Genomic DNA, 20,726 nt, shown 5'->3' on the forward strand with positions numbered 1-20,726 from the left:
TTGAAAGATGATTTCTGATACCTGATAACAATGGCATAGCCATCTCTTAGTTCGTATAGCCATAAAAGTTATACGTACTAAAAGGTTTTAGTAGACAATAAAATCCTGATCCGGGATACGGTGACAGTAGTGATCCTGGAAATGGTACCAGTTGAAGCCTCTGGCTTAACTGTTCAGATAATTGGTCGTTGTTTTAGATTTAGACGTTGTTTTTTGATTTAGATAATGCAAAAACCTTTTAAGCACAATATGCGGTGCCTGGTCCGGGAGGACGGGCCCATATCGTTGCTTCACGAGTAAGGTCAAGTAACCGGCTGGAAATTCAGACGACCAGCTTTCGTCTTCTTTTTGATTTTTAAACAAGTGCCTCCACTTCGGCTGCGGCCTGCAGCCTGATTTTCCATCGTTCGTTCCTACGGCTCTTCAGTTGACTTTTTATAGCGCGATCCGGACAGTCACGTACTTTCTATGTGATCAGCCCGCCATGTATCAATGAGTGGTCTAAATTATGAAAAAAATGTTAAACTTTCCGAGTGTTAATATATATGATTTTTAATAATTCGTATTCTCAACCTATCAAGAGCTTTTCTTTTTATCTGCGTGATGCTTATAATAAATGTCTGTTTTAATATTGAATTAAATCATTAAAATCTACTTAAAATAGCGTGAGCGCATTCCTTATCTTCGCCCCTGTTTTTGATGTATATCCGATCATGAAATTATCTTTCTTCCTCTGCAGTGTTATCAGCGGCTTGTTACTCTGGCTGGCCTGGCCCACCATGCCCTTTACCCCGCTGGTTTTCGTCGGTTTCATGCCCTTATTGTACCTGACGGAAAAAATACACCACAGGGGAAAATATTTTGGCTGGATATTTTTCTCCCTGCTGATATGGAATGTGGCCACCACCTGGTGGGTGGGCAATACTACCGTGCCGGCCAGTGGTGTATTTGCCAACAGTTTCAACGCGCTGCTGATGAGTGTTCCCTGGGTGGCCTACAAAGGCAGTCGCCGCCGCCTCCCGGAAACCATGTCATACTTTGCCCTGATCGTGTTCTGGCTCACCTTCGAACTGATACACCAGACCTGGGAACTGAGCTGGCCCTGGCTGGTGCTGGGCAACGCCTTTGCCATGCGGCCGGGATGGATACAATGGTACCAGTTCACCGGCGCCTCCGGCGGTACGCTCTGGGTACTGCTGGCCAATATCACCCTTTACCAGGCATGGAAACGGGCACGGATATACGATATGAGCTGGAGCCAGTTGCTGCGCAAAGAAATATGGAAGCCGGCGGCCGTTATCCTGCTGCCCCTGCTGTGCTCCGCTTTCATTCACCCTTCGCCGGACGATCCTGCCAGGAATATCGGTGTGGTAGTAGTACAACCCAACATCGATCCGTATGACGAGAAGTTTACCGCCAGCTCCGCAACGGAGCAGCTGGAAAAATTCATCCGGCTGTCGGAAACAAAGGCGGACAGTAACACCCGGTATTTTGTATGGCCGGAAACAGCGCTGTTCCCCAACGGCGCCTGGGAGCACCAGCTGAACTACCAGCCGGAGGTGCAGGCCATCCGCCGCATGCTGCTGCGGTATCCCAAAGCCAAAGTGATCACCGGCGCCGTGACCATGAAACAGTACCGGGAAACGGAAGAGGCCCCGGTCAGCGCCCGCCGCATGGAAGACGGCACCCCCTGGGAACCGTTTAACACCGCCCTCCAGATCGACACTTCCCAAAACATCCAGGTATATCATAAGTATGAACTGGTGCCAGGCGTAGAGCTGACGCCCTACGTACGGTATCTCTCTTTCATGCAGCAGCTGGCCCTCGATTTTGGGGGCATCTCCGGCAGCTATGGCCGCACCCCTGCCGCCACTATGCTCACCAATCCGGCAGACAGCATCAGCATATTTCCCACCATCTGTTATGAATCTGTTTTCAGCGACTACGTGGCTGCCGGCGTGAAACCCGGCGCCAACCTGCTGATGGTGATCACCAACGACGGCTGGTGGGGCCGCACCGAAGGCCACCGCCAGCATCTTCAGTACGCCCGTATACGCGCCATCGAAACGCGGAAATGGGTAGTCAGAAGCGCCAATACCGGCATTTCCGCCGTGGTAGACCCTGCCGGCAACATTCATCAGCCCCAGCCCTACTGGGAAGAGGCTGTTTTTAAGGCAACTGTAACACCCAGGCAGGAACAAACGTTCTACGTCAGAAATGGCGATCTTCTGTCTAAAGGAGCGGTAATATTTTGTATCTTGTTACTGGTACATGCTTTTATTTCACGATTTATTCCCGGCTTAAGACATGCGGAAAACAATGCATAACGGAACCAGCCAATACGATGATCAGGGCAAAGGACCAGTGGTGGTACTCCTCCACGGCTTCGCCGAGAACGCCGGTCTGTGGGACATCCAGCAGGCTTATCTCAAAGACCGCTTCCGCGTGATCACCCCGGACCTTCCGGGCGCCGGCGGCGTACCGGTGACAACACCGCTGACCATCGAATCCATGGCTGATTACGTATATGCCATCCTGTTAGCCGAAAATGTGGAAAAAGCAACTATTATCGGCCACTCTATGGGCGGCTATGTGGCCCTGGCCTTCGTCGAAAAATATCCGCAGCTGGTGCAGGGACTGGGACTGTTCCACTCCACCGCCACCGCAGATACCGAAGAGAAAAAAGAGGCCCGCCGGAAATCCATCCGGATGATACAACAATATGGCGCTGAAACCTTTGCCAGGCAAACCCTGCCAAATATGTTCAGCCCTGCCTTTAAAACCGCGCAGCCTGACCGGACAGACGCCTATGTTCAAATGGGTATGCAGTGCTCCGAAGCAGCCATGATAGCTTACTATGAAGCTATGATGCACCGCCCCGACCGCACCGCGATCCTCAAAAACACAACGACACCCGTGCTGTTCATCATCGGGAAAGATGATGCAGCCGTACCGACAGACATCATATTGCCGCAGATTACTTTACCCCGGGTAAGCAGCATTCATATTTTTGATCAGGTAGGACATATGGGAATGTGGGAAATATATGAAACTGCCAACGTGGTCTTGCAGCAGTTCGCCGAGTTCTGTCAGCTTTGACATAACTTTTATCAACACAACCAAAATCGCCTGTTTTGAAGAAAATAACCCTTCTCCTGATAGGTTTAGCATACATCCTGCCCATGTATGCCAGCCATATTATCGGCGGCCAGATTTTCTATAAGCTGGTACAATCCAGTCCCGGTACCAATACCTACCAGGTCACCATGAAATTATACCGCATCTGTGAAAGCGGCGACCGGATCGCCGAGATGCCCAAAACCATTATCCTCTCCTCTTTCGATAAAAAAAACAACAGCTTTGTCAGCGATTACCGGATCGACCGGACCAATTTTGAAACCAAACAAGCCACCCAGATAGATCCCTGTATCGTCAACCCGCCCAGGATCTGTTTCCAGGTAGGTACTTACCAAACGACCATTACCCTGCCCAATAACGCAGACGGGTACACGATCGCCTTCCAGAGTTGCTGCCGCGACCCCTTCATGATGAATATCGTGGCGGAACGCATCCCCGGCACCAACGACCGTGGCACCGGCGCCACCTATTTCGCGGAAATACCCGGTACCAACAGCGGCGCCATAGACGCCACCGGCGCAGTAAAAAACTCCGGCCCCGCTTTTACCAAAGAAGAAGCGATCCTGGTATGCGCGGATAAAAAATTCACCTACGACTTCTCCGCCGCGGACGCTGACGGCGACCAGCTGGAATACGAATTCTGTGATGCCTACACCGGCGGCCAGCTGACCGACCAGTCCGGCATCCCTCCCCCGGCGACGAACCCTCCCTATCGTTTTGTGCAGTACATCAGCCCCTTCAGCGGACAATCGCCCCTCGGGCCCAAAGTGACCATCGACCGGAAAACAGGTATTATCAGCGGCACCGCACCGGCGGCCGGTAAATATGTGGTGACCGTATGCGTCAACGAATACCGTAACGGGAAAAAAATAGGTACCCTCCGCAAAGACTTTCACATCACCGTTACTACCTGCGTAAAACAGGTGACGGCCGCTATGCCGGACAAATACGCCGACTGCAGCAGCCTGACCATCACTTTCCTTAACAACAGCACGCTCGGCAAGCCCTACACCTGGGATTTCGGCGACGGGACACCGCAGGTGACCACCACCTCCCCCGACCCGCTTCCGCATACCTACGCCAAAGAAGGTACCTACACTGTAAAACTGTGGGTAGACAAAAGCAGTAACTGCGGCGACAGCGCCCTGGCTACCGTGTACGCCTACCCGAAATTCGACCCTGACTTCCGGGTAGCGGGGTTGTGTACAGAAAAACCGTCCGTGTTTACGCCGGACGTAACCCGGGTAGACCGCGGCATTGTGTCCTATTACAAGTGGAACTTCGGCACCGGTGTCGCCGGCGACACCTCTAATATCCCCTCACCCCGGTTCCAGTATAAACAACCCGGCACCTACAACGTGCAACTGTTCCTCCGCTCTACCGTAGGCTGTGAGAAAACCGTCACCCATCCGCTCACCGTGTACGACCGGCCACCTTTCCGCGCTACCGCAGACACGCTGCTGTGTTACCGCGATAGCCTCCGCATGTGGGCTGCCAGCGACCTGCCGGGCACTTACCAATGGACGCCCGACAACTATAAAATACTGAATCCCAATACGCCTAATCCCATTGTATTCCCGAGGACCGACACTGCATACACCGTTAAGTTCACCGACCAACAGGGATGCACCAACGAAAAAAAGGTACTGGTAGAGGTGCGGGATTCCCTGCTTATACATACGCAGCCTGACAGCACCGTCTGCACCGGCGACGAAATCCATCTGACCGTACAGGCAGATGGCGCTTATGCATATCAGTGGACCAACCTGGGCAACAACCAGGTGGTCAGTAACCTGATCGATGCATTTGTGACGCCTGCTCCGCCGCGGCAGACTTATGAAGTAGTAGCCTCTCTCGGGAAATGTCATACTGCCGATACCGTTAGTCTGAAAGTAGTAAATCCTCCCAAAGCCGTTGCTTATCCGGATACCACCATCTGCTTCGGCACCCCCGTGCTCCTGCGGGCGGAAGGCGGCGCCTACTACCGGTGGTCTCCCTCTTATTACGTCAAAGAGCCCACACATCCCATGACGCTGGCCTACCCGGAAGACACCACACGCTTTACGGTAACGGTAACGGATACACTGGGATGCCCCAAAAAGGTGACAGCCAGCGCCCTGGTACAGGTAGTGCCAAAGGTGCGCGCTTTCGCCGGCAACGATACCATCGTCATGCTCAATGTCCCCTTCCAGTTACAGGCCACAGGCGGCGTACGTTATACGTGGACGCCCGTCACCGGTCTGAACAACCCTAAGGTCCCCAATCCGGTGACCATGATCAACCGCGATGTTACCTATACCGTCACCGCCTATTCACAGGAAGGCTGCACCGGCACAGACGATATCTTCGTCCGTTTTATCGCAGGACCGGAAATCTATATCCCTAATGCTTTTTCGCCGAATGGCGACGGACAGAACGACGTGTTCCGCCCCATACCGGTAGGCATGGTTAAAATGGACTTCTTCCGGGTGTTTGACCGCTGGGGTAAGCTGATGTACGACAATACCGCCTATATGAAAGGATGGGATGGCAGGGTCAATGGACAACCCGCCGCTGTTGGCACCTATGTATGGGTGGTACAGGGACGGGACGTGGACAACAAAACGGTACTCCGGAAAGGCACCGTCACACTCGTCAGATAAAGCTGCTGACAGGTAATCCATTAGGTATTCCGATATTTAATTGCATGTAATCAACTCACCTCAAACCCACTGTAGTAACGGGAAATAATACGTTGCCGGATTGAACCGGGGCTGCTTTTTTTTTGTTAAATTCAGATAGTAGTACCCCGAAACATGAAGAGCACCTTGTTATTGGTTCTCGGCTGTTGTTTAATGTATCTCCATACAGCTGCTTACCACATCATCGGTGGCGAAATTTATTACAAGACAGTAGGCATGAGTGGAGATAATTCCCGCTACCGTTATCTCATCACCCTTAAACTATACCGCGACGCAGACTTTACCTGCGGCGACCGGCAGGGTTGTATTGACCGGTTTGAAAATCCGGTGGTGGCCAATGTGTACACCGCCGGCGGGGAACGGGTGATGTCTTCCGTATATCTTTATATCAGCAAGGTGGCGCCGCTGACAGATACGCTGAAAAACCCCTGTCTCTCCCCGCAGGTGCAGCACCTGGAAGTAGCGTTCTATACGGCCACTATAGAACTGGCGCCCATACCAGGTGGTTATTATGTGGCATCGCAGCGCTGCTGCCGCGGTGAAAAACTGACCAACATCTATGACTCCGAACATGAAGGCTCTACCTACTATACGGTCATCCCGGGCACGGAATCCAGGCCAAACAATAACAGCGCGTACTTCGATAAAGACTCCGCTATCGTGATCTGCAACAAGCTACCCTTTAAGATCAACTACGCCGCTTATGACGAAGATGGCGACAGTCTCACTTATCAGCTCTGCAGCGCGTTGACAGACGGCACTGTCAATAATGAAACCAATTCCACCACGCCGCCACCTTACAATTCCACCGTACGGTATATTCCGCCCTATTCCGGCGCCAACCCTATGGGTGGCAGTCCGGCCATTTCGATAGACAACCGGGGGATGATCACCTGCACGCCCGACAGGGCCGGTAAATTCGTGATCACGGTCTGTGTGAATGAATATGACCGGGTAACAAAGCGTTTGCTGGGCACCCATAGTAAAGACATCCTGCTAACCGTGTTCGACTGTACTACTAAAATTGTGGCCGGTTTCCCTTCTGTGCTCAGCAACTGTGCAGAATCGCCTGCGTTGCAGGTAGCCTTTCCCAACTACAGTGAAGCAGGTTACACTTCTACCTATCACTGGACGTTCGGGGATGGCACCGATACCGTGACAGACACTAAAACCATTTTCTTTCATCAGTATCCTGATACCGGGGTGTACAAAGTAAAACTGGTCGTTAATCCAACGCTCACCTGCCGGGACAGCACCACCGGGGAAGTCCGCAACTACCCCGGGTTACGCGCCGGTTTCACGACCGCCGGGTTCTGCAAGGAAAACCCTATCAGTTTCACCGATACCTCTTCTTACCGTTATGGCCGCATTACCAGCCGCACCTGGGAGTTCGGGATAGCTGACAGCGTACTGGTTACCGGCGATGAACGAAGCATACAGCACAGGTTCGATAAAGGCAACATCTATACAGTTTCCCTGACGCTGCACACGGATAAACAATGCGAGAAAACCGTTACCCAAAACGTACGCATATACGAAGTAATACCCTTCGCCGGTAATGATACCATCCTCGCCAAAGGACAAACGCTGGTGATGCAGGGCAGCGGCGGGGATATTTATTCCTGGCAGCCTTCCGATGGTTTGAGCGATCCTACTGAAGCCCATCCGCTGCTGAACTACAACAAAGACATTGCCTACGTGCTGCGCGTATCCAACCAGCAGGGGTGTACCGGCTACGACACCATCAGCGTAAAATACTACACCGGGCCGGAGATGTATATCCCCAACGCGTTTACTCCCAATGGCGATGGTATCAACGACCGTTTCCGGTTCATTCCTGTGGGCATCGTGCATTATAAGTTCTTCCGGATATTCAACCGGTGGGGACAGGAAGTTTATTCCTCCACTGATTTCAGGAGCGGGTGGGATGGTACGTACAAAGGAATGCCTGCGTCGGTAGACACTTATCTGTGGATACTGCAGGGCACTGATTTCAACGGAAGGGAGATACTCAAAAAAGGAACTGTCACGCTCATCCGCTGACCCACGGAAAAAGCATCGTTTTTAGGTAATATCACGCTAATTTTACAGTATTGTTTCAACAGGCTCTTACCATGGGTGACAGCCATCAATCCGATATTATGGGAATCGTTCTTATCACAGGTGCTACCGCTGGTTTTGGCCAGGCATGCGCAGAAACATTTGCCGCGAAAGGTTATGACGTGATCATCACCGGCCGGCGCAAAGAAAGGCTCGACGCTTTACATACACAGTTATCACAGGAATACGGCGCCAATGTGCTGGCGTTGAATTTCGATGTACGGGATGAGAAGGCCGTATGGGAAACGCTGAGTAATATCCCCGACGAATGGAAAGCCGTGGACATCCTGGTCAATAATGCCGGGCTGGCCGCCGGCCTCAGCACCATCGATGAAGGCGACCCCGACGACTGGAACAATATGATAGACACCAACGTAAAAGGCCTGCTGTATGTGTCCCGGGTAGTAATTCCGTGGATGCGTTCCCGTACCAGCGGCCATATCATCAATATCGGTTCTACCGCCGCCAAACACGTTTACGCTAAGGGCAACGTGTATTGCGCTTCCAAAGCCGCTGTAGATGCCATCTCACAGGGCATGAGGATAGACCTGCTGCCCTACCGGATCAAGGTCACTGCCATTCACCCCGGCGCCGCTGAAACTGAGTTCTCGCTCGTACGTTTTAAAGGCGATGAAGATAAGGCCAAAGACGTGTATAAAGGCTTTATCCCGCTGAGCGCACAGGATGTGGCTGATGTAGTGTATTACTGCACCTCCCTTCCACCGCATGTTTGTATCAATGACCTGGTGCTGACGCCGCTCCAGCAGGCGAACGCGTATTATATTGATAAAAATTAACACGTTTATGTGAGTACATAGTTGAGTCTGTTTATCTATATTTGAAATCACTTATATATCTTTTACATTACCTATATGTAAAGGATTTATACCAATGCCATCAGACTAATCCAAGACGAGATAAGACTATCCTTTAATGTGAAAACCATATCCCTATGCTTACGTTCTTAACTATGTACGTATTGCGCCTGTATTATCCGAGATGGAAAGAACAGTGGCGCCTTTATTTCGGCAAGACCCGCCGGGGCACTTATGGCCGGTGGGCATCCCGCAAAGACTGGAGTGAGGGTTATAGCTGGAGCTATAGCTGAGTAAGAAATTATCGAATGAACAGGGCCGGACAAATGTCCGGCCCTGTTTGTTTTTAAGCATTGGGGTTTTCAAAAATCAGATGGAAACCCGTTCATAAACAATTTCGCCCTTGCGGGTATAAGCCACCAGCACGGTGTTACCATCCAGCGCACCGGCTACCGGATAGGCAGCGTACACACTGTCGGCCGTTAATGCCCTGCTGGTAATGGTTTGCCCTTCGGGCGATTTTATCGCTATCCCTACCCTGCTCCGGAAATTTCCCTGCCATTTCACCGGCTCGTCCCACACAATCACCACCCGGTCGTCCGGGATGGTTACTATCTGCGGGTGCTTGGCCATCGGCGCTTTGCTCAGTGACTCCTTCTGCGTATAGGTTTTACCGTTATCTGTCGACCCGGCATAAAAAACACCCTGGCCGCCGCCCATGGTAAACCACGCGAAATGCAGCCCGTGTTTATTGGCTGTCAGCGCCGGCCCTGTGTGCGGACAGCCATTCACTACCCAGTTGTCTGCACTGATACGTACCGGTTCACTAAAAGACCGGCCACCATCTACCGACACCTGGTGTACCATGTCCCGGATGGAGTCGTTGATAATATCACGGTAGGCCACATGTACATCCCCGTTACCCGCCACATATAAACGGGTACGGCAACACTGGCAAACCGTTTGCGCAATCGGCTTCGCCGCCTGAAAGCCTTTACCTCCGGCAGTCACAGCCCAGTACAGGGTAGACCCTTCCGCTTTAGTGTCCTTACGATTGTCCAGCCAGATAGCGGCCGCTTCGCCATCAGGCAACAAAGCCATATCAAAGTAACGCTGATCATAACCGGCGGCATCTGTCACCAGCGACTGTGCTTCTCCCCAGGTACGGCCACTGTCGGCAGATACCGCATACATCACCTTACCGGCATACTTATTACGCGGATCGTGCTGCTCCACCCCAAACAAGGCGATAACGCCGCCATCCGGCCGGAACAACAGCTTAGGCAGGTTTTCCGCATGTGGGTACACACCAGCCGTCGTTTCAATTTTTACCGGATCGGAAAACGTATAACCGTTATCGTTAGATACCGCATAACACATCATGCCGGTATCTGCAGTACTGTCTTTTTCTACCCAGCTGATCACGGTACGTCCCTCACCGTCTTTGGTAATGTAAGGACACGAAGCATCTTTACCTGCATGGGACAATACCACCGGACCAGCCGGCGGTGTGCCTTTCGGGCTGCAGGCGGTAAAAGCCATCCACCACAAAACCAACAACCATATGATTTTTTTCATAATTATCTCTTTAAAAAACGTCTTTAAACTATCTGCACTTTGTTCCTTTGCTTACTTTGTTTCTTTGCGAGCTCACTTCTTCCCGACAAAGGTATAGGCCACCCCAAAATTGAACGTCTGCCGCGGCCCGATACGATAACTCTTACCATAGGCCGATTTCTCCGCTGTAGTAGCATACAACTGGTCTCCCACATTCATACAGTTCAGCCAGCATTCAAACCCTTTCCACTGATACCCGGTGCGGACATTGAACAAGTCATACCCATTGTACCACGCAGTATTGGCGGCATCCATGTAATAACCACTGATGTGCTGCCATTCACCGCCAATGCGGAACCCTTTCAGGAACGCCGGTTTCCAGGTGACCTCTGTATTGGTGATCCATTTCGGCGCACCGTTCATTTCATTGTTGTTATAGGTTTTTCCATTCTCCGTATAGGCGTCGAAGATATGACGCGCATAAGAGCCGCTGGTGCGTAAAAACAAAGACTTCATCGGCGTGTAGCGCACATTCCATTCTACGCCGCGATGTGTGGTGGCACCGGCATTCTGATTAACATAAGCGCCGTCGGCATCCCGTACGCTGATAATTTCGTTGGTACCTTTCATCTGGTAAACGCTCACATCCACATAACCTTTCTGCCGCGCAAAAGCGAACCAGCCGCCGGCTTCATAGTTGTCATAAGTGGCAGATTTTAATACCGGCACTTTCACGCCCCGGTACAGTTCTGAAATATTAGGCGGAGCAAAACCCCTGCTGTAATTGGCATACAAGCCGCGGTTGTGTTGGAGGTTGTACGTCAGTCCCAGCTTGGGCGTCAGCGCATTAAAGTTGTTCTTTTCGCTGGGAGCGCCCGTAAACGCTGATGGCGGCAGATGATTATTAAAATCATAATCCATCCGGTCGTACCGCAATGCGGCGACCACCCGCATATTTTCTACCGGCGCAAAAGCAAACTGGGTATATACGGCAGTATTCAGCAAACCAACACGATAGCTGGTCAACAAGGAATCGGTGGCTTTATATCCCGTGTAATAACCAGCGGCGTCTTTAGTGATATCGATATAGTTAGCGTGATAGGTAGCGGGGCTGTAATCTGTGCTGATACCAGCTATCAGCGATGCCTGTTTCCAATTGAAATCTTTTTTATGCTGAGCGATCACCCCGTAGCTGTAGAAAGCGTCGCTGTTGATTTCTCCTCTTGCCTTGAGTGTGTTGCGGATGTCCCTGATGGCATAAAAAGGGTTCTGCCCGATGGTGCTGTGCCGGAAGAAAGCGGTAACGCTGGTATGACTGCTGGTATTCCAGACATGGTCCAGGGTGCTGCGAATACGCAATGCTTTTACGTCCCTGTAACTGAATGTCTGGAAGTTACGATAATCTTTGGCAAAGAAATGAGCGCTGTCGAGGCCGCCGGTCTGGTCAGTCTTGTAATTGATCAGCGTGGCGGTAGTGGTCCATTTATTATGTTCGTTCAGCTGTACATCAGTACGGGCAGTCACTGCCAGCTTATGGAAATCGCTGTGGTCCATATAGCCGTTCTGTTGGTTGGCATAATAACCACCGACAAAAAAACCTGCCTTCCCTCTGGTGTCGGAAACACTGAAATCTGTTCGTTTATATCCCCAGTTGCTGGCTTCGAGCTGCACTTTGGCCGTGGGCACCAGTGTAGGCGCTGCCGTAATAAAATTCACGGCGCCGCCTACGGCCTCGCTGCCATACAGGGAGGAGGCAGGGCCACGGATGACTTCAATATTACGAAGGGCCGCCATGTTGACTTCTATCAACGCATTGTGATTAAAATCGCCGACGGTGCGGATGGGAATACCGTCTTCGAGATACAGGAAAAGGCTTTTATAACCGATAGGCTGCCGGATAGCCATGGTATGCTGTTCATTGCCCAGGTCCACCATGTATACGCCGCTCACTTTGTTGAGCACTTTATCCAGCGTGGTGGCTTTGGTTTCCTGCAGCGTCTGCGGAGAAATGGTGCTGATAGCTACAGGCGCTTCCGTACGCCGTTGCTTTTCCCGGGAAGAGGACACAATTACCTCGTTCAGGTTGGTGGAACTGGCTTCCAGGTAGATCACCGGCATTTCCGCCGCCGCTGACGCGGCTATCTTCCGGGTGATATAACCTACATAGGATATCTTCAGGGTGTCGGGGCTTGCTGCCACCGGCAGCTGATATCGTCCCTGTGCGTTACTCATACAGCCTTTCCCGGCTGCTATCAGGTTCACACTTACGCCTGGCAGAGCTTCCCTCGTCCTTGCATCTGCCACGCGCCCGGCCAATTCCTGGGCATGGCCCGCCCGCATCGCCAAACAGGCAATGAGCAGTAAATAAATTTGTTTCATTAGGTCGTCAGTTGGATGCACGTCTTTACAGACATACATCTTGGTTTGTCAGGAAAACATTTACGCATAAAGGCAGAAAGCCGGCTAAAAGCTTTACCGATATCGTAACCCGGGGCTTTACCCACGGGAAGGATGGAAAATGCCTTCAGACAGCCCGATACGGGCATCGTCAGGTTGACTAACTACATCTAACTAAAAAGGCATTCCGGAGATGGTCAAACCAGGGATTGCGGCGGGTGGAAAATAGTGTGGACAGGGGTTTCAAAGAAGGGTTCCGCATAAAATACAATGTGCACCACAGGCGCTGCAGACGGCGCCGTGAGCCGTTCCGGCAGGGCATTCACAAACATTACTTCGTAACGCTCCTTGTTACTGCTGTTGTTCTTGTCCTGGCTGGCATCGCGGTCCAGTTTCTTTTTCAGATAACATTTACCGTTACAATGCATTTCGGGCTTATTGCGGTTTTCGCAAAGCACCTGCGCAATAAAAGACTGTTGCGTCCTGAACTGCAGCACAATAAGGCTTTTGCTGAAAGTCTGCAGCAAGAGGCCCAACGAAATGCATATGATGAGGAAATATTTCACGACACAAACTTATAAAAGAAATGTTAAAGAGATCATGATTTTTATCAGCGTGTTTGTTAAGCGCGATCATCTTTTTGTTAAGCATCGCCCGAAGGGCAAAAAAAATCCCCGGGATAAAAACCCCGGGGATAAAAGGTTAGGCCGGCTTACGGTTAGCCTTATCTGTAAGTTAACTATTGCGACAATACGAACCTGAAGGTGATACCACCCCTGGTGTTGGTGATCGGATAAGCGGTGGAAATAACAGGGATCGTTTGCCTGCGGTCATAGAAGAAACGCAGGTTCAACCGGTTATTCACTACATAGTCGATGGACGGCGCAATGCCCACTACCTTCTGGCCGCTGGTAGGAATGACCAGATCGGCATCCAGGCGGTTGTTGGCGGTCTTATCATCCCGGAAGCTCAGGTCCAGGCGGAAGTTAAGATCGTTCTGAAGACGTTTGCCACCGTTTTTACCCACAGCAAATGGCAGCTGCAGTCCTCTCACCCGATAACCGGCGCCTACCACAATTTCGCTGGAGCGCAGCTCGGTCAACTGGTAATCGATCAAACTGAGGCTGAGAGAGCGGCTCTTCCGGTATTCCAGCCGTGCATTGAGACTGTTGGTAAAGGTGAGGTCCACGCCCAGCAGCGGCGAAAACTGCTCTGTCAGCGTCAGGTTAGGCACCAGGAAGTACGGATAGTAGTTACCGGATACCGTATCCCTGAACGCCGGGTAACCCGCCAGCCGGGGATCTTCATAATACATGGAGGTATTATAGGAGTTCATGGACAATGTACCGACATAACCATGCGTCAGCGTAAAGTTGGTCAGGAAACTGCGGAAAGGCTCCAGTTTGGTCAGACCATTATACGTAACACGCCAGTTCGGTTTCGGCATATAATTTTTAAACGGATTGCTTTTTACGGTATTACCCGGTCCGTTCAACAGGCCGACGTTCTCCGGCGATTTGCCGGTATACGCTGCCAGGAATGCGGGGATCAGCACGTCCTGCGCATACCGCGTATAGCCGTAGGCGTAAGTAGGATCTTTCGGGTCCCCTGAAGGAACGCCCGGGTCTTTGTTGTACGGGTTGGCCGCGCCCAGCCGCTGGGAAATGATATTCCGGTAGGCTTCAAAATTGCGGAACGTTTCCGACACGCCGTTAGCCGTATTGATCCTGCCAAACATCGTTTTAATAGCGATGTAGGAGATTTCAAAACCACCGGCGTCATACGGGCTCAGGTGTTGGAACCCAAGATCAGCACCGGTAGAATCCTGCATACTTTTGAACAGTTCTGTATGTGTTTTGGTAAACGACTTGGTCATGCTCAGATCGATACGCAGATCGTTGAACGGTTCCAGTTGCGCCTGCAGGTCCCACCGTTGGGTGTACTGCTGCTGGAACTGTATGTTCAGCGACGGGTCTTTCGTGATCAGTCCGCGATTCGCAAAATCATCCAGCCATTTTTTGTCGGGTTGTTTGCCCAGCACAAAACCGAGGCCCGGCGCCATCGACTGCCAGTTCATCCCTACCAGCTTAGCACTGTCCAGGTAACCAGGCAAACGGGTACCGGCGTTCTCGTTATAGTTGAAGCCTACCCGTTTCAGGGCCATCAGCGGTTTCAGCACTGCTTTTATCCATGGGGAAATTTCGTCGCCGGACGACTGGTTGTTGTTCTGTTGATTATTCTGCTGGTTGCTGTTATTGTTTTTGTTATTGTTTTTGTTCTGATTGTTGTTATTGTTAGACACCGGTTTGCGGGCATTTACCTGCCGGAGGAACTTGGACTTATTATACAGTTCCACAAACTTGAACTCTGCCGTCAGTGTTTTCTGCATGCTGTTCTCAATGGCGTTACCCAGGTAGAGCGCCAGCCGGGAAGCGCCGGTCCAGCGGTATTCCGTGCTGTAGCCGAAGGCCACGTTGGTCCAGCTCAGGGCCGGGAACTTGGCGGTAGGCAGCGTATAGGTAAAGTTGGCGTTATGCATGTAGTTCACCGAACGGCCGCCTTTGAAGAAGTTACGCCAGATGGTGTCTTTCTTCGCGCCGGTATTGATTCTGCCCGCGGGCTCATCCACGCGGGAGTTATTCACCGCGTTAAACTCGATGTTGATACTGCGGGTGATGTCCCACTTCAGGGTATAATACCGGTCGAACGTGAAGTATTTATCATACGTTTCGGGCAGCTGGTATTTCACATCTCCGCCGACGTTACGGATACGCGACGCGCCGAACTGCCGGATAATATCTGCCCGGAAGCTGATGATAGACGGCACATAGTTGACGTTGAAGTCCCGTATGAGGTCCAGCCAGTGTGTTTTGGTTTTGATCAGTTTTTTGAACGGCTCCAGGTATTTCGGCTGACCGGAATAGTTATACCCGATACCGCCGCGGTGTTTCGTCAGCAAATCACTCTGGATAAGCGGGTTATGCCGGTTGATCTGCGAGAATGAATAGCTGATATCGAAGTTCTCGATATCCCATAGGTGACGTTTACCCTGCCGTGTATTGAGTTTACGGACGTTGGTAAAGTTCAGGCTGGTGATGGAAGTAAAGTCCTGTGCATTCTTGCGCATGGAATCCCTTTCCCACCGGGACCTTGCCAGCGCGAGTTTGTCTTTCAGTTTGATATCAAGATCGTAGGGATCATATTCCGGGTTGCTGACAGCCTGTGAATAGCCGGCGTATACCGGGATAGACATGCCTACGCTCTTCGGCAGCAGTTTACCCAAATCCAGGTTGGCGGCGGCGTCGTATTGCAGGAAGTTATCACGGAAGCGTTCATTCACGCGCTGGTCGATGTTACCGAATCCGGCAGTGTGCATGTTGCCGGACACGGAGATGGTGCCCAGGTCGGCCAGCTGCACGTCTACCCTTGCCAGCGCGGCATAGCCGCCTTTTTCGTCGAAGTCTGACAGCCGCAGTTCATCGAACCATACTTCGGCGCAACGCGGCAGGCCATCGTCTTTCGGGTTCATTACACCGATCATCATGGTGCGGGCGTCGCCCAGGCTGGGGTTACCCACCACAGACATGAAGTTGCCGAATTCATCGGCCACCGGTGTCATGGGATATGCCTGCAGCGGAGAGCAGGAATCGCACATGTTACGTTTCTGTTTCAGCTGGCTCAGGCGCTCCATGATGAGCTGCATATTGTTACCGTCGGGCCAGATCTCGATAGGGGCTTTGGAGTTCCAGGCCGTTACTTTCAGCGGAATGCGGTATTCGTAGTAGTTGCTCACAAAGTCGCTACCAATGCGGATCACGGCTTGTACCTGACCGTCTTTCAATGCGGTGGCGGAACCCACGGCTTCTGCGTGCATGTACATTTCCATTTTCTTGTACTGGCGCAGGTCCATGTTGAGCGTTTTATACAGGGCACGTACTTCACCATCCTGCAGGTTACATACCTGGACGGACAGGGATTGTTCGTTCAGCTGCAGCGTGGTGTTGTTGGTGCTGATGGTATTCTGTCTTACTACTCCCGGCGGCAGCACGTAAGGGATAGGGCTGCGGGAAGAATTCTCTTCAATATTGACAGCAGACGAGTTAAAGGTAGTGGTCTGGTCCAGGGGCACAGGGTCGCCGGGTCTCAGTTCATACATATAACGGCGCCATTGGCTGCGCACCAGCTCCAGTTTGGCAAAACGTACCACCACCGGCTCTGCGAAGTCTGTCATGAACATACGCATAAAGCGGATGGACTTGAAGTCGGGGATGTTACCCACTTTTGCGTTAAACTGGTTCAGCGGAATTTTAAACTGGTACCATGTTTCGTTCGTTTTCTGGCCATTGGGCAGGTCTACCGGCGCCTCTATTTTATCCACGATGAAGTTGGAGCCAACGGCCATACCTGGTTTAAGGTCTACCCGGTACTGGAAGTATTCTTCCGTTTCGTTCATGGTATTGTCCCTGTTCAGATCTTCTGATTCAGGGATGTTGGTCGCCGCGGTGGAGAAAGTGGATTTCGGATCAGACACCGGGGAGTTGCCTTCCGGGTTGCTGTAGTTTTTATAACGTTCCAGGATGCCGGCGCGGGAAGCGTCGTAATCGGCGTTACGATAGTGTTTGTAGTCGTCGTTGGACGGATCTCGCTGGGCCTGCTGGAATACCGGGGAGCCGCCGAAGTTCTGGGCCAGTGTGTCCATATAGCTTCTGTAGAAAGCTGCTTCATCAGTAGATTTCAGACCATCATATCCTACGTCCTGGTAGGCCCGGATGTTGGGATCGTTGTCGAAAGCCTGTGTGATCTGCTGCTGGAACTTAGGCTGGCGGCCCCATTTGGAGGAATCGATTTTATTCGGTTCCTGCCGTGGGTCGGGCATACCGTTTTCGAAGAACTTCTTCGAGTCTTTGAGGATGTCTTCAGAAACGTTGCCCAGGTTGAAGTAGAGGGAGCCCCCATTGCTGCCGGGCGTTTTGATGAAGGGGTCCTGTATCCAGAACTCGATGTATTCGATATTGGCTGTTTCGAAGTCGCTGTTGTCGATGGCGCGCATGATACCGCCCCATCTTGTTCTGGGCCGGGCCAGTTTACCATTGCGGTCCATGGCCAGCGGGCTGCTGGTAAAGTTATACGGGCCTCTTTCGGTTGGATAGTAGGCCAGGTCGAGGGTGCTGAGCTGGCTTTGGCCGAAGTCGGTGGACCTGTTGCGGAACACTTCTTTCTGGTATACGAGCCTTACCCGGGGGTCTGACTGATCATCCAGGGAGATGCCTGCCGGCAGGTTGGGTGATTTCGGCAGCTGGAGCGTTGGCTCCAGGATATACCAGGCCAGTTTAGCCCTGTTCTTACCGTATTCAAGGACGTTGTTGTCTTCCGCTTCCGGGAACAACACCGTACCGGACGAGTTGGTAGCTCCTTTTGGTGTGGAGGCCAGCGCCCAGCTGGTGGCCGGAAATTTCAGGTCATACCCGCTTTTCACCCCTTCGAAGTCATCGATAAAAGCAGTACCCTGCTTGCTGCCGGCCTGGTTGATCAGTTTACTGTGACCGGGGAACAGGCGGGCCACCTCACCGGTGAAAAGGATGCTGGAAGGTGCGGTGGTACTGTAATTGGGCAGTTTATCGAGGAAACGTGTGAGGCCTTTCCATTCGGAAGCGTAGTTCACGTCGAGGCCCACCATCGTGTTTTTGATAGGATCTTCGCCGTAATTCACTTTCTGGTAGTAGGGCCGTTCACTCATGCGGACGATGGTACCGCCGATGCTGAGTTTATCGTTCACCAGGTAATCGAGGCGGGTACCGAAGTAGTTACGGACCTGCTGTCCGAACAAGGCATTGTTTTCAAACTGTACATTGATCGGTACGCCGGAGTTGAGCACCCCGCCATTGATAATTTTGAGCCTGCCGAGGTTATAGTCGATGATGTAATCCACGTTTTCGCGCAGCATCTGGCCACCAGCGGTAACGGTCACGGAGCCGGGCGGGATAGTGATCCCCCCGCCAAGGTTAATTTCCGACGAATTGGCCGATTTATATGAACCGCGGATCACGTAGCGGTTCAGCTGCGGGAACTGCTGTGCCACTACTTTGATGGAGTCGTACAGTACCCGGTACAGGTATTGTTTTTCGAGGGCGACGTCTCCGCCGAATGCTTTTTTCAGACCATCGGCAAATGGTTCCAGCATGGGGAACATGATCTTGCCTGTCAGGGAATTGATCGTGTAACCTTCCACGTAATCAAAAACACCGTCGGGCTGGGGGTCCAGCTGGTTATTAAGCCGGTCCAGGTTTAATACGGTGATGATCGGGGCGCCGGCGTATTCGTTTTTGCCGTCCGGCAGGTAACGTTTATCGCTCGGAGGTCTGCTTTCTGCGCCGGGGTCTTTATAGAACACGTCCATTTTAAAGTCTTCCTTGTTCACCTGGAAGGCGCCGGTGGCGTAGATGTTTTTCATCATCAGCTGCCAGATAGGTAATATCGGACGGGCGGACGTGGCCTTGAGCAATTTCAGGAACAGCACCGGAGAGTTGGCGCTGTTGTTCTGGTCCGGCGGTACGTCCTGGGAGAATTCACCCACCTGGTAGGTACGGCCGTTATAGGTATACTGATAAGCTACCGCCAGTACTTCGTCCGGCTGCAGCTGTTGGTTCAGGGAGATAAAGCCCAGTTGTTTGTTGATGGTATACTCGGTGGAGTCCAGTTTCCGGGCGAAGGTCTTTTCAAATTCCGACACGGGTTTGAGGCCCAAAGCCAGCAACCGGCTCACAACGATGCTGGTGTTACGGCTGGCCGCATCGCGGATCAGGTTCTGATACAAGTCGTTCGTGGCCCTGTCCGGCAGATGGGAGGTGGTGTTTACCCTGATGTTACTGTTATAGGGTTTGTATTCCCCGAGGTCCATCAAACCTACGATGTCGCGGGTTTGGGTGGTGGCCCCTGTTTTATTCGTCACCCACACCTCAATCCGCGTGATGTTGGACAGGGAGCGGATGATGGGGAGGTTGGACATGGCGTAGTTGAAGGTATCGCGGAAGAACTGCGCCAGCAGGAAGTGGCGGTTGTCTTCATACTCGTCGGCCCGGATGTTGTAGTCCTGCACCATGGTGCCGCCTTTGAGCATGAGGTTTTGTTTCTGCGATTTCTGGTTAGACAGTACGCTGGTGACGGTGAGGCGCCCGAACTGCAGTTGTGTTTTCACCCCGAAGAGGGACTGGATGCCGGAGATCAGGGAACTGCGCAGGGGGAAGCTGACGTTACCGGCTTCTATCTTCTTGATAATTTCGTCGTTATAGCCGGTGTATTCGAGTTTCACCTGGTTTTCGAAATCGAAGGTGGACTGGGTGTTATAGTTGGTGATGAGTTTTAGTTTATCCCCTATCCTGCCGGTGACGTTCATGTTGATACCCATATCGAAGTTGAACCCGCCGTTTTTACGGGCTTGTTCCACCAGTACGGGGTTTTTGATATTCTGGCCCTGGTAGCCGAAGGTAAGGTCCAGGCTACCCTGGGGGCGGATATCGACTTTACTGCCGCCGAAGATGCGGTCAAACAGGTTATTACCATTATACAGCAGCGGCCCGTTGCCTCTTTGGTTGAGGTTACCGAGGGCGCTGGCCCTTTTCTGCCAGTAATTTTTTTCGCTTTGCGCTGACTGGAGCTTATAGAACTCGTCGAAGTTCATATAAGTCGGGTTACGGTAGTTCTGGTTGCCGATTTTTTCGGTAACGGTATATTGTTTGGTAACGGGATCGTATTCTACTGTTTTGTTGATATTGGCCGGGTCGTTCAGGTCAATAGCGTTCCTGGACGCCGGATCAGATATACTGGGGCCGCGCCTGTCCTTAAGGGGATATTTCAAGGTATCTTTCTTCCCGGTAGTATCGATTTTGGTATTACCAGTAATTGTGGTGTCCGACTTCCAACTCGTTCTGCTCAAAAAATGAAAATTCCCGGATCGTTCCCTTGCGGCGGTGTCAACAATGATAAAAGATACAATTCCTATTACTGCAAAAGCGCCATAATAAGTCCTTCTTGCCAAGAA

General features: G+C 51.9%; 10 protein-coding genes. 6 read left to right on the forward strand and 4 right to left on the reverse strand.

All coding sequences use genetic code 11. The features are described 5' to 3' along the window. Window positions 1-665: 665 nt before the first annotated feature. The 6 genes from lnt to B5D63_RS35010 all read left to right on the forward strand — a co-directional run bounded on the left by lnt (window position 666) and on the right by B5D63_RS35010 (window position 9,027). Window positions 666-2,327: an apolipoprotein N-acyltransferase gene (gene lnt / locus B5D63_RS10740; protein ID WP_078668815.1), complete on the forward strand. Its 1,662-nt coding sequence runs from the start codon at window positions 666-668 to the stop codon at window positions 2,325-2,327. Further along, a complete protein-coding gene (locus B5D63_RS10745; protein ID WP_159455982.1) occupies window positions 2,320-3,099 on the forward strand; it encodes an alpha/beta fold hydrolase in 780 nt (259 codons plus the stop codon). Before lnt ends, B5D63_RS10745 begins: the two co-directional genes overlap by 8 nt. Before the next feature lie 35 nt (window positions 3,100-3,134). Then, on the forward strand, window positions 3,135-5,780 hold the full coding sequence (locus B5D63_RS10750) for a PKD domain-containing protein (protein WP_078668817.1): 2,646 nt from the start codon (window positions 3,135-3,137) through the stop codon (window positions 5,778-5,780). A gap of 192 nt (window positions 5,781-5,972) precedes the next feature. Next, window positions 5,973-7,862 (forward strand): T9SS type B sorting domain-containing protein, encoded by a 1,890-nt coding sequence (locus B5D63_RS10755; RefSeq protein WP_159455983.1) that lies wholly within the window; start codon window positions 5,973-5,975, stop codon window positions 7,860-7,862. 98 nt (window positions 7,863-7,960) lie between these two features. Then, window positions 7,961-8,716, forward strand: coding sequence for an SDR family NAD(P)-dependent oxidoreductase (locus tag B5D63_RS10760; protein WP_078670273.1), 756 nt, complete (start codon window positions 7,961-7,963; stop codon window positions 8,714-8,716). Window positions 8,717-8,871: 155 nt separating this feature from the next. Beyond that, window positions 8,872-9,027 (forward strand): hypothetical protein, encoded by a 156-nt coding sequence (locus B5D63_RS35010; protein WP_159455984.1) that lies wholly within the window; start codon window positions 8,872-8,874, stop codon window positions 9,025-9,027. 76 nt (window positions 9,028-9,103) lie between these two features. Here B5D63_RS35010 and B5D63_RS10765 read toward each other — a convergent pair whose 3' ends face one another. From B5D63_RS10765 to sov, 4 genes are all read right to left on the reverse strand, one after another. Continuing rightward, entirely contained in the window at window positions 9,104-10,312 is a 1,209-nt protein-coding gene (locus B5D63_RS10765; RefSeq protein WP_143312870.1) for a sialidase family protein, read from the reverse strand. Between the two features lie 72 nt (window positions 10,313-10,384). Beyond that, on the reverse strand, window positions 10,385-12,670 hold the full coding sequence (locus tag B5D63_RS10770; RefSeq protein WP_078668820.1) for a TonB-dependent receptor: 2,286 nt from the start codon (window positions 12,668-12,670) through the stop codon (window positions 10,385-10,387). A 215-nt stretch (window positions 12,671-12,885) separates the two neighbouring features. Next, on the reverse strand, window positions 12,886-13,254 hold the full coding sequence (locus B5D63_RS10775) for a hypothetical protein (protein ID WP_078668821.1): 369 nt from the start codon (window positions 13,252-13,254) through the stop codon (window positions 12,886-12,888). A 173-nt stretch (window positions 13,255-13,427) separates the two neighbouring features. Beyond that, window positions 13,428-20,621, reverse strand: coding sequence for a T9SS outer membrane translocon Sov/SprA (sov, locus tag B5D63_RS10780; RefSeq protein WP_235021512.1), 7,194 nt, complete (start codon window positions 20,619-20,621; stop codon window positions 13,428-13,430). Window positions 20,622-20,726: the final 105 nt, after the last annotated feature.

It is taken from the genome of Chitinophaga eiseniae, assembly GCF_900167135.1.
GTDB lineage: Bacteria > Bacteroidota > Bacteroidia > Chitinophagales > Chitinophagaceae > Chitinophaga > Chitinophaga eiseniae.